The organism is Agarivorans sp. MS3-6 (genome assembly GCF_054112545.1).
This window is the reverse complement of sequence record NZ_CM134202.1, coordinates 4,043,619-4,055,000: the sequence shown is the minus strand read 5'-3', so window position 1 is coordinate 4,055,000 and position 11,382 is coordinate 4,043,619. Positions and strand designations below refer to the sequence as shown.

10 protein-coding genes are annotated in these 11,382 nt (G+C 43.5%); 6 read left to right on the top strand and 4 right to left on the bottom strand.

Annotated features, from left to right (window positions below):
* Positions 1 to 331: 331 nt before the first annotated feature.
* Positions 332 to 892 (bottom strand): D-glycero-beta-D-manno-heptose 1,7-bisphosphate 7-phosphatase, encoded by a 561-nt coding sequence (gmhB, locus tag ACVFI8_RS18690; RefSeq protein ID WP_248712080.1) that lies wholly within the window; start codon positions 890 to 892, stop codon positions 332 to 334.
* A gap of 37 nt (positions 893 to 929) precedes the next feature.
* The gene (locus ACVFI8_RS18685) at positions 930 to 2,930 is read right to left on the bottom strand and encodes a HAMP domain-containing methyl-accepting chemotaxis protein (protein ID WP_457872286.1); all 2,001 of its coding nucleotides are present in this window, start codon (positions 2,928 to 2,930) and stop codon (positions 930 to 932) included.
* Positions 2,931 to 3,362: 432 nt separating this feature from the next.
* Between ACVFI8_RS18685 and rcsF the strand changes: the two genes are divergently transcribed.
* The 6 genes from rcsF (at position 3,363) to ACVFI8_RS18655 (ending at position 9,055) form a co-directional block, all read left to right on the top strand.
* Positions 3,363 to 3,740, top strand: a complete 378-nt coding sequence (rcsF, locus tag ACVFI8_RS18680) for an Rcs stress response system protein RcsF (protein ID WP_457872285.1) — start codon at positions 3,363 to 3,365, stop codon at positions 3,738 to 3,740.
* A gap of 5 nt (positions 3,741 to 3,745) precedes the next feature.
* Positions 3,746 to 4,462, top strand: coding sequence for a tRNA (N6-threonylcarbamoyladenosine(37)-N6)-methyltransferase TrmO (tsaA, locus tag ACVFI8_RS18675; RefSeq protein WP_457872283.1), 717 nt, complete (start codon positions 3,746 to 3,748; stop codon positions 4,460 to 4,462).
* The gene (locus ACVFI8_RS18670) at positions 4,455 to 5,075 is read left to right on the top strand and encodes an acyltransferase (RefSeq protein WP_457872282.1); all 621 of its coding nucleotides are present in this window, start codon (positions 4,455 to 4,457) and stop codon (positions 5,073 to 5,075) included. Before tsaA ends, ACVFI8_RS18670 begins: the two co-directional genes overlap by 8 nt.
* Positions 5,076 to 5,135: 60 nt before the next feature.
* Positions 5,136 to 6,836, top strand: a complete 1,701-nt coding sequence (locus tag ACVFI8_RS18665; protein WP_248712085.1) for a proline--tRNA ligase — start codon at positions 5,136 to 5,138, stop codon at positions 6,834 to 6,836.
* Positions 6,837 to 6,943: 107 nt separating this feature from the next.
* Complete coding sequence (locus ACVFI8_RS18660) at positions 6,944 to 8,089, top strand: patatin-like phospholipase family protein (RefSeq protein ID WP_457872281.1); 1,146 nt, start codon at positions 6,944 to 6,946, stop codon at positions 8,087 to 8,089.
* A gap of 81 nt (positions 8,090 to 8,170) precedes the next feature.
* Entirely contained in the window at positions 8,171 to 9,055 is an 885-nt protein-coding gene (locus ACVFI8_RS18655; protein WP_457872280.1) for a GGDEF domain-containing protein, read from the top strand.
* Here ACVFI8_RS18655 and tilS read toward each other — a convergent pair.
* A complete protein-coding gene (gene tilS, locus ACVFI8_RS18650; protein WP_457872279.1) occupies positions 9,033 to 10,358 on the bottom strand; it encodes a tRNA lysidine(34) synthetase TilS in 1,326 nt (441 codons plus the stop codon). The genes ACVFI8_RS18655 and tilS overlap by 23 nt on opposite strands.
* 57 nt (positions 10,359 to 10,415) lie before the next feature.
* A complete protein-coding gene (accA, locus tag ACVFI8_RS18645; protein WP_248712089.1) occupies positions 10,416 to 11,372 on the bottom strand; it encodes an acetyl-CoA carboxylase carboxyl transferase subunit alpha in 957 nt (318 codons plus the stop codon).
* Positions 11,373 to 11,382 lie beyond the last annotated feature (10 nt).

The following is an 11,382-nucleotide window of genomic DNA, read 5'->3' as shown; positions in this document are numbered from 1 at the left end:
TCTGTGACTGTCAACCGCTTTTTTCATTCTTTTCCGAAGAAATTTTCTTGGGAGAAGATGACGCGTTTAACCGCCGCTAGTAGAGCCTCAGGCCTTACCAACCCTGACTTGCTATGCGCTTCGCTTTGTAGCGCTGCGTGCCGTGTCAGTGGAGTCGCATTATAGGGATCCGCGTTTTCAGTGCAAGCGTTTTTTGAAGAAAATCAGCAAAAAACTTACCAACTGAACATTTTTCCAGCAAAAAAACGATAAATACTGATGAAACGGCTAATCGATAGCCGAAAAGAAGCCAAATCCCACTAGCTAGAAAGACAATTTAGATGAATACACCTTAACGGGAACTTTTTAGGATATATTCAGCGGCTTCTTTTAATGAAGAAACCGTATATGTTGCAAGTTGAGACTGCTGTTGGTTAACAGGGTAGTTCCCCTTCACAAAGATGCGGTTTGGAATACCCGCGTTATTGCCCGCTTGCAGGTCTGAGCCTTTATCTCCCACTATCCAAGATTGAGTTAAATCTATGTTTAGTTCGTCAGTGGCATCTAAAATCATCCCAGGCTTGGGTTTACGACAGTCACAATCTTGCCGATACGTTTCGTTGCCATAGTCCTTATGATGCGGGCAGAAGTAGATACCATCTAAGTCAACCCCACGGTCCGCCAACGACCAATCCATCCACTCTGTTAATGACATAAACTCTTGTTCAGTGAAGTAGCCTCTAGCAATACCAGCTTGGTTAGTAATTACAACCAATAACCAACCCGCTTTTTTTAATTGCTGCATAGCCTCAATAGCACCATCAATGAATTCAAAGTCATCAACTTTTGAGACATAGCCTGAGTCATGATTGATCACACCGTCGCGGTCTAGAAAAATTGCGGGTTGTTTCATTTATTGTTTACTTATCATTAGGAGCCAAAGGGTAATTCTACAATACAAAACGTTGTATTTGTTGTTTCAATTGTTCAGATTTCTCTTCTAGCTGTTGCGTATCCACTAAACTAGCTTGAGCTCCATCGACAGAATCTTGAGCGATTAAGGCTATGGTTTCTAGGGTCATAGCAACATCAGCCGCAACAGCAGATTGCTCTTCTGTTGCCGTTGCAATAGCGGTAACCATTTCAGTGACACCTTGGGTAGTATCGATAACTTGATTAAGCGCATCCCCAGCACTATGAACCACACGCCTTCCATTGGTCACCAACTCGGTACTTTGATTCATGCTTTGGTTGGCCGCTTCAGTTAGACTACGAATTTGATTAATAATGCGGCTGATCTCTTCTGTAGATTGACTAGTGCGACTCGCTAGACTTCTCACTTCATCGGCTACAACAGCAAACCCTCTGCCTTGCTCACCAGCACGCGCGGCTTCTATCGCAGCATTTAAGGCCAATAGGTTGGTTTGTTCGGCAATACCTGCAATAACATCTGTGATTTTCTCTACCTCGGCGCCCGCAAGGTTTAGCTTGGTGATATGTTGATTGCTGTCGCCAACAGAACTCTCTATGTTTTGCATAATAGCGATGGTATCAGTGACGACTTTTCCACCTTGTTCTGCTACATCACCACAATCTCGCGCGTGATCAGCGGCCTGGGATGTGTTTTGCGCGATTTCTCTTGCCGCAACCGACATTTGTTCAATCGCGGTTGCGGCAGAATCAACTTTTAGACGCTGTTCATTTAGAGCGTGACTAATCGCATCACTTTTTTCGTAAATACGATGACTATTGCTACTCACGTCACTGGCTGTTTGGTTAACTTCAGCTATCAGCGATTTCAATTGTTCTGACATAGCATTGATAGAACCCGTTAACTGGGCAATTTCGTCTTTTCCTTTAACGACTAATGGCTGATTAGCTAAGTCACCTTCGGCTATTTGCATCGCGCGTAAATTTACAGAGGCTAAACTTGTTTTTATTCTTTGACTAAGCCAAAAAACGACTAGACCTCCCAATAACGCTGCCACAAGGGCTCCACCAAATACGACCACGACGATATGTTGGCCTAATGACTTAAGCTCTCGCTGATTTTGTTCCAACAACTGTTGTTGCTGTATGTTCCACTGTAGTAATTGCTGTTCAATATCGCCCACTAAAGGAACCACTTCATTGGCCATACGATGATTGGCAATATTCCAATCTTCAGCTGCTCGTATAACAAATAACTCATCGACTAATGGAACGAAAATATCGACAAGCTCGACAAACTGTTGCCAAAGACGGGCTTGCTCTTCAGTAAACAAATTAGCCGCGGCTTCAACATCCGCGACGAGCAGTTTATGACGAGAAAAATATTCGGCGTATTTTTCTTGCTCATACGAATCGCCAGTTATAATAAAACTTCTCAGGCTGGTTAAAGCATTTGCCAGTTGATTGCGAGCTTCGCTCATATCTGCCAGCAAACGCACGCGCTTTTTAGGGCTGTATAAGCCCGGTTTTGAAATCTCTTCAGCCACGGCGCTGGATACTTGATTCATCGCTTCTTCAGCTAGCGGGGCTATATCAAACAGTAATAAAGCATGAGCAGGCAAGTTGTCTTCGCTATTAGAAATCTCAATAATCTGTTGTTGTAATTGCTTTAATTTTTCAAAATCAACGATCGTTTGTTCAGGCATGCTAGCTTGAGTTAATAGCGCTATTTGCTCTATATTAATAGCAATTTCGCTCCAAGCCTTGTCAAATACCGCTTGAAAATGTTCAGCCCGTTGAGGATCTGAACCGTGAATTAAATACGCTCGTACAGCGCTGACAGAAAGCTGGAGTTGCCGCTCAATTTCTTTACTTTTTGAAACAACAGGGACACTAACTTCAACGATCTGCTGCTCTTTCTGCGTAATGCTAGACAGCTGAAGAAATACAATTGACGCGGAAATAACCATTAATACGGCAACAAAACTAAACGCCGCTAATAGTTTATTTGAAATAGACACCGTTAACTCCTTTAATCGGTTCGGCTAAATGTCATGGTCGACATTAGGTCAACGCACAACGATAGTTAGTGAACCACTTCCTTTATAATCATAAATACCGACACAAGATATAAACTCATTTGGGAAAGCATTTCCAGTGATAATTGCCAAAAATAGGCTAAATCATAGATACAAACGCTTTCACTGAGTTTTCCTTATCAATAACACCTTGGCGACTTGCAGCATATAGCACTTGGAAATGCGCCAGAAGTGTCTAAACAAGAGGGAAAACTGCCAGCCAGACCCTCTTGAGTGTTTAATTATAGTAGCGAAACAAAAAGATATTGTTTTGCATTGTTAGCTAGCAGGCTGAATTGTTATAGTCGGTACTAATTAGGATCTGGCTATTTGTCTAGCCTTAAACAGCTAAATGCCATCGCAAACAGGATTACTATGCATTTTTTTTCTAGATTGGTTCTTTGCTTGTCACTCTCCGTACTCGTAAGCGCATGTAGCGGCAATTATTCTTTTAATAGTAACCTTGATAAAGAGAATTTCGATAACTACATCCCAGCAGCCGATGTGTCAGTTTACCCATCTGACCAAATTGATCCTCTCAGCGCTGAATACTTGGGTATTGTTGAAGGTGTAAGCTGCCAAGAAAAAGCTAACCACGCTCCACCACAAGAAGTAGATGCCCGCAATAGCCTACGAGAGCAAGCAGCTTTGCTGGGTGCAAACGCGGTAGTAATCCAACAATGCTATCCCATCGCTGAGCCTGTGGCTTGCCTTGCCATGCTAAGTTGTTTTGCAAAGGCATATAAGATTTAGTTGTTATGACACTAAGCATTGAACCTTTGGGATATATTCGCTCACCTTACGCTGAGAAGTTCTCAGTGCCTAGGCAGCCAGGCTTGGTTTCCGCCACCACGAGTACACTCGTATTTACGGCCCCTTATAATAACCCAGATATGCTAGCTGATATTGAACAGTTCAGTCATTTTTGGTTGATCTTCGCTTTTCATCAAAATAGCGATGCAGGCTGGAAAGCGAAAGTGCGCCCTCCTCGCTTAGGCGGAAATCAAAAAGTAGGCGTGTTAGCTTCTCGTTCTAGCTTTCGCCCAAATAACCTCGGGTTATCATTGATGCAATTGAGCCATGTGGTGCGGGAAAAAAGCTGCCTTGAGCTACATTTTAAGGGGGGCGATTTGGTAGATGGCACCCCCATTTATGATGTTAAACCCTACCTGCCATATTCAGATAGTGAACCAAATGCTCTGGCTGGCTATGCCCAGAGCGAGCCAACACCAGCACTGCAGATTAACTGGCATGAAGATGCAGAAGAACACTGCAATCTCTTAGGCATAAGCAAAAACCAACAACAAGTTATTGAGCAGGTATTAGCTCAAGACCCCCGACCGGCTTATAAACGAAATAAGCCGGATGATAAAATATATGGCGTTCACCTATACGACTTAAATATTAGATGGCAAGTGATTAATTCTGGCGCTACAAGGCCTCAACTCCACATAATGTCGCTTAGCCATGTCTGAAAAACAATTAGATTACCAACAGCAGCATAAGAAAAGACTTGCTTGGATGCCCTGGCTTTATTACCGACTGAAAGCCAAACATCTCGTTTGGGCTCAGCCATGGCAACAAGAATTACAGCAAACCCTAACTGAACTAGAAACCATCGTATTTAAGAATAATTGTTTTGTCGCACCCGACGCTCAATTGTTTGCCGAACCCGGACGCGATATAACAATAGGTAATAACTCGTTTATTGCAGCGCAAAGCTTCCTCCATGGCCCGATTACTATTGGCCATGATGTCGCTATAAACCATAGCTGTTCAATTGACGGAGGAAAAAATGGCATAGTTATCGGTAATAACACTCGAATTGCTAACGGCGTAAAAATATATGCGTTCAATCATGGCATGCATCCCGACACACCCATTTGGAAACAAAATAATAGCTCCAAAGGTGTGTATATTGGTGAAGACGTTTGGATAGGCGCCAACGCTTGCATCGTTGACGGAGTCACCATTGGTGACCATGCAGTGATTGGAATGGGCTCAGTTGTCACCAAAAGTGTTACTGACTGGGCGATTATGGCTGGCAACCCAGCAAAAATCATCGGCGACCGTCGTGACAAGGCCTGACAGAGTATTGTTAGCCTGTTACAATCGCCGCAATTTATTAGCGAATATGAAAGGTTAGATATGCGTTCTAGCAAATATCTTCTGGCAACTCAGAAAGAAACTCCAAGTGATGCTGAGATTATCTCTCACCAATTAATGTTACGAGCCGGGATGATCCGTAAGCTCGCCTCAGGTTTATATACTTGGCTACCCAATGGTTTAAGAGTGCTGTCTAAAGTCGAACAAATTGTTCGAGAAGAAATGAATGCCAGTGGCTCAATTGAGATCCACATGCCAACCGTACAACCTTCTGACCTTTGGGAAGAAACGGGCCGTTGGGATAAATTTGGCCCAGAGCTACTACGTTTTAAAGATCGCCATTCGCGAGATTTCGTACTCGGTCCTACCCACGAGGAGGTGGTGACTGAATTAGTGCGTAAAGAAATAAATAGCTATAAGCAATTACCACTCAATCTTTTCCAAATTCAGGCAAAGTTTCGTGATGAAGTGCGACCACGTTTTGGCGTAATGCGCTCACGCGAGTTTTTAATGAAAGATGCCTACTCATTCCATCTTTCTGATGAGTGTTTGCAAGAAACCTACGACGAAATGCACGCCGCTTACTGCCGAATATTTGAACGTTTGGGTCTGGAATATCGCCCCGTACTCGCCGATACCGGCAGTATTGGAGGCGCAGTCTCCCACGAGTTCCATGTTCTGGCTGAATCGGGTGAAGATGCTATCGCATTTTCCGATGGCAGTGATTACGCAGCAAACATTGAAAAAGCTGAAGCGCTAGCGCCAGTCGGTGAACGCACTGCACCTAGCCAAGAAATGCATGAGGTAGCCACACCCAATGCGAAAACCATCGCCGAGTTGGTCGAGCAGTTTGACCTTAAAATTGAACAGACAGTTAAAACACTCATTGTTAAAGCTGATGAAGAGTCAGGGCATAAACTGATTGCCTTAATTCTTCGCGGTGACCACGAGTTAAACGAAATCAAAGCGGAGAAACTGGCGCTTGTTGCCGCGCCTTTAGAATTTGCGAGCGAAGAAGAAATTCGCCAAGCAGTGGGGGCTGGCCCCGGATCATTAGGCCCTGTAAACTTGCCGATGCCGATCATTGTCGATCGAAGTGCAGCTCACTGTAGTGATTTTGGTGCCGGTGCCAACGTTGATGACAAACACCTGTTTGGTATCAATTGGCTGCGAGACTTACCTCTTGGTGAAGTCGCAGACTTACGTAACATAGTGGAGGGTGACCCAAGTCCTTGTGGCTCAGGCACTTTAGCTATTAAACGCGGTATTGAGGTAGGTCACATCTTCCAACTTGGAGATAGCTACGCAAAATCAATGAATGCCTCAGTACTTAATGAACAAGGTAAAAACCAAGTTCTAACGATGGGCTGTTATGGTGTTGGTGTCTCTCGCATCGTGGCTGCAGCCATTGAGCAAAATAATGATAAATATGGCATCACATGGCCAGAAGCTATCGCGCCATTTAAGCTAGCTATTGTACCAATGAATATGCATAAATCTCATCGAGTACAAGAAGTAGCTAACAAACTTTATGAAGAAGCGAAGCAACGAGGCATCGATGTATTATTCGATGATCGCAAAGAGCGCCCAGGTGTAATGTTTGCAGACATCGAACTGATCGGTATACCTCACGTGATTGTGATTGGTGATCGCAGTTTAGATAAAGGTGTTATCGAGTACAAAAACCGTCGCACTGGAGAAAAGACAGAAGTAGCCGTTGAAGATATCTTCGAACAGTTCTAGAAAAGCACTTTCACTGTGACTAAAAGCTGGCTTAGGCCAGCTTTTTTTGTCTTAGATGTGTGATTGCTTTAGCAAGCTCCCCGCTATCGCTGTGCTAACATATAATTATGAATCAAAAGGCTACCGTTAAATCCAACCAGAAAGTGGCGCTCGTACTCACCGGTGGCGGCGCTCGTGCCGCCTATCAAGTTGGTGTACTAAAAGCAATTGCTGAACAATACCCAAGAAATCACGCTAGTCCGTTTTCGATTATTTGCGGAACTTCGGCCGGAGCGATTAATGCTACTGCATTATCGGTGTATGCTTCGTGCTTTCGCCTTGGCGTTAAAAAACTTGAGTATATTTGGCGAAACTTCGAATGTAAGCAGGTATTTAAAACCGACGGTTTAGCCATCGCCAAGCAGCTCTCCTCAATCGTGTGTAAAAGTTTACATGCCGACTACAACCAACAGCAGGGCTTTTCGCTACTTAACAACGAGCCTTTACAAGATTTATTAGATGCCTACCTCAACTATAAACGTATCGATAAAAACATCGCAAACCAATACCTGCATGCGCTCTCTGTTACCGCTTCTAACTATCAAGATGGAAATTCATTGTCTTTTTTTCAGGCTGACGAAAAGCAACAAAACTGGCAAAGGGCGCGGCGACTAGGACAAAAAACCCAAATTCATACTACCCATTTACTGGCTTCAACGGCGATACCTTTAATCTTTCCTGCGGCCAAAGTAGGAAAAGATTTTTATGGTGACGGTTCAATTCATCAATTGTGCCCGCTTAGCCCAGCGATTCATTTAGGGGCCGATAAAATACTGGCTATTCACCTAGAACAACAGCGCCACCCTTCCTCAGGCATAGATGCTCCCGCCCCCAACAGTGCTACCATTGCAGGTCATTTATTAGATTCGGTGTTTTCCGATACTCTAAACTCTGATCTTGAACGCCTAGAGCGAATAAACCGCACTCTAGATTTATTAACTGAACAACAGCAGCAGCAATTAGACTTACGGCCTGTGGCAACCCTCAGTATTAAACCCCAATTAGATTTCGAGCAACTGTCACATGATTATTATTCCCACTTGCCTTTTAGTGTGAGAATGATGCTTATCACCTTAGGCATTAAACGCGACAAACCTTCAGCTATTACCAGCTTTTTAATGTTTGAGAAAGCTTACACAAACTGCTTAATAAGTCATGGATACCAAGACGGCTTAAAACAAATTGACAATATTTTGGCTTTTTTAGAAAAGTAATATGGCCTAAAAATTGCTTTATCTTAGATAGCGGCGTTATTTGACGCAATATAGCAAGATATTATCGAGAGTAAAGTAATTATGGATTCACTACAATTAGCACAAAATGATATTGTAAACCCAAGAAAAATATCACAATTTTCTAATAGTGCTGAGTTAAACCCATTACAGAAACTCAGTATTATTGAAGCGCTTCAAGAAAGCCTGTTATTGGAAGATCTACTGCAAAACTTTGCCGCCGCGGCAAGTAGTTACGTAGAGTTTTCGGCATTACGTTTAGTTAGCGATGGCATTCAGCAAGAAGTAAGCTTGTTTGAAGGGCAACGTTACTACCGTAGTTTTTCACTCAATGACAAAAAACGCCCTTTAGGGATCGTAACGTTTACCCGCGATACGCCTTTTCAACGCAACGAAATTCAACAATTACGTCAATTAAGCCAGTTGTTACAAGCACCGCTAAAACATGCTTTGCAAATTTCTCGTTTGCAAGAAAGAGTGAGAAATGATTACCTCACTGGTATTGGTAATAGGGCGCATTTTGACGAATCGTTACATACGTCTATAGAACAACAAACGCGCCAATGTCAGCAGCAACATGGTGGTTTGGTGTTGATGTTACTAGATTTAAACAAATTTAAACAAGTTAATGATACGCTCGGTCACCCTGTCGGTGATCAGGTTTTAATTGGTTTTGCCGACATACTAAAATCAGTAATTCGCAGTGGCGACCAAGCTTTTCGAATTGGGGGAGATGAATTTGCCATGTTACTTCGTCCAGCCACCGAATACTCAGCCCAAAAAGTGGTAGCTAGACTGAATAATGAACTGGCAAATACGCCTTTATTGGCCCAATACGAAGTATCCGCTAGTGTCGGAGTATGTACCTGGGAGCCAGGTCGAAATAGCGCCCAGCTAATACAATTAGCTGATGAGCGGCTTTACGCTAACAAGCTGGCGTCCAACTAAACCTAATGCCTTGGTTATTATCAGCCTGCAAGCTAGCGTTGGTATATAAGTCGCCAATAGCGACTAAACAATCATCGTAAAATACAAAGGGAATGCGATTACGCTGCCAAGATGGCAATTGCGCTTCTTGTAGTAACTTCTTAATACTCCTACGCCCATTATGTTCAGCGGCGACAAAGTCACTCACGGTAAGTTGTGAACGAAATCGTAGCGTAACCACTTCGCCCAGTTTAGGTGGCAATAAATTGCCGCCCTGATACCAACTTATTTTGCTGTGATTTTCCAACAACAAATGTTGGGTACTATTCATGTTCCAAGGTTGATGGTGCGAGCTTTCAATTAAGCATTGCTTAGCTACTAAATAAAGACGCCCTTTAAACCGGCGAACCTCTCCTTCACTGAGCTTTACAGAAACCTTTGCGTCTTGTTTAGCTAGAGACTGACTAACTATTTGACCTAACTGAGCCTGGCTCGGGTACAACCAATCATGGATTGTAAACCAGTGACGTAATAGGTTATTGCGTCTAGCCTCACTTAAGTCATGCAAAGCTGAACAGCTTAATGCGCCATTCTCGCCCACCTGAGAATAATCACTTTCGGCAATCTCAGTCGCTAGCTGATTAGCTTCTTGTAAGTGTTGCACACTACGCTGAGTCGTTTTGAGTATCTGAGGCCAGCGCAGGCTTAAAGTCGTCATAACTTGGTGACGCAAGAAATTGCGGTCATAATCCATAGACTCGTTACTCGGGTCGTCTATCCAAGTCAATTGATGAGATTGTGCATAATCTTCTAATTCAGCGCGACTAAACGCCAACAAGGGGCGAAATAATGAGCCTTGAGCAAAGGGCCTTTGCAATGGCATTGCCGCTAAACCATTCACTCCGCTACCGCGCTTTAGGGCCAACATAAAGGTTTCGAACTGATCATCGGCATGGTGGCCGGTGAGTAGCAGGCTGTCTTTACTGACGATATATTTAGTCAGCGCAGCGTAGCGGGCCTCTCGTGCAACGGCTTCTAGGCTTTGTCTAGCATCGAGTTTGATATTTAAGGCTTCACTATAAAAACGAACCTCAAGCAACGAGGCCTGCTGGCGACAGTGTTCCTGCCAAGAATTAGCTTGTTGTTGAAGACCATGATTAACATGAACAGCAATGACGCTTATATGTGGATTTCTTTTTGCGTAGGCTGCACTTAGAGAAAGTAAAACACTAGAATCCAAGCCGCCGCTATAGGCGACCACCAATTTTCTAACCGCTGGGCTTAAGTGTTTAAAGTGCTTATCAAAAGTAAAAGTAAGGGACACTGTCAGGCCTATTAAACATGCATTGAGAAACGTTCCAGCTCAATGCATGCTTAGAAATTAGCAGTAACCGTAAGACATTAGTCGTTGGTAACGCTGTTCGAGCAAAGTATCAACATCTAAAGCACTTAATGACTCTAAGTCATTGAGTAATTTTACTTTGAGGTTGCGAGCCATTTCAGGTATGTCGCGATGTGCTCCACCCAATGGTTCAGCAACGATATCGTTAATCAAATCAAGCTCTTTTAGGCGAGCAGAGGTGATCCCCATAGCATCAGCGGCGGTGGGTGCTTTATCAGCACTTTTCCAAAGAATAGAAGCACAGCCTTCTGGAGAAATAACCGAATAGGTACTGTATTGAAGCATGTTTACGCGATCACCGACACCAATAGCTAAAGCGCCACCAGAGCCACCTTCACCAATCACCGTGCAGATAGTCGGCACCTTTAGGCCAGCCATCACCAATAAATTTTTAGCAATAGCTTCACTCTGACCACGTTCCTCTGCACCTACCCCGGGGTAGGCACCAGGGGTATCAATGAAGGTAATAATTGGCATGTTAAAACGTTCGGCCATTTCCATTAAACGCAGTGCTTTGCGGTAACCTTCAGGCTTTGGCATGCCAAAGTTACGGCGAATTTTCTCTTTAGTTTCGCGCCCTTTTTGCTGACCGATAAGCATGACGGGTTTGCCGTCTAAACGGGCCATACCACCGATAATAGCTTCGTCGTTCGCGTAGGCTCTATCACCCGCTAATTCATCAAAATCTGTAAAGATATGTTCGATATAGTCGAGCATATAAGGACGATTAGGGTGTCGAGCTAATTGGGCTACTTGCCAAGCACCTAAATCTGAGAATATTTTTTTTGTTAAATCATTTTGCTTTTCTTGCAAACGAGAAATTTCGTCTTGCAAATCAACATCTACACCAGATTCTTCATTTACGATGCACAACTCTTCAATTTGCGCTTGCAGCTCAGCAATAGGCTGCTCAAACTCTAGAAAATTCGGATTCATATAAACTTAT

Excerpts from the sequence above, each read along its gene's own strand:
- gmhB (WP_248712080.1), bottom strand. The coding sequence starts at position 892 with ATGAAACAACCCGCAATTTTTCTAGACCGCGACGGTGTGATCAATCAT.
- rcsF (WP_457872285.1), top strand. The coding sequence starts at position 3,363 with ATGCATTTTTTTTCTAGATTGGTTCTTTGCTTGTCACTCTCCGTACTC.
- tsaA (WP_457872283.1), top strand. The coding sequence starts at position 3,746 with ATGACACTAAGCATTGAACCTTTGGGATATATTCGCTCACCTTACGCT.
- ACVFI8_RS18670 (WP_457872282.1), top strand. The coding sequence starts at position 4,455 with ATGTCTGAAAAACAATTAGATTACCAACAGCAGCATAAGAAAAGACTT.
- ACVFI8_RS18665 (WP_248712085.1), top strand. The coding sequence starts at position 5,136 with ATGCGTTCTAGCAAATATCTTCTGGCAACTCAGAAAGAAACTCCAAGT.
- ACVFI8_RS18660 (WP_457872281.1), top strand. The coding sequence starts at position 6,944 with ATGAATCAAAAGGCTACCGTTAAATCCAACCAGAAAGTGGCGCTCGTA.
- ACVFI8_RS18655 (WP_457872280.1), top strand. The coding sequence starts at position 8,171 with ATGGATTCACTACAATTAGCACAAAATGATATTGTAAACCCAAGAAAA.
- accA (WP_248712089.1), bottom strand. The coding sequence starts at position 11,372 with ATGAATCCGAATTTTCTAGAGTTTGAGCAGCCTATTGCTGAGCTGCAA.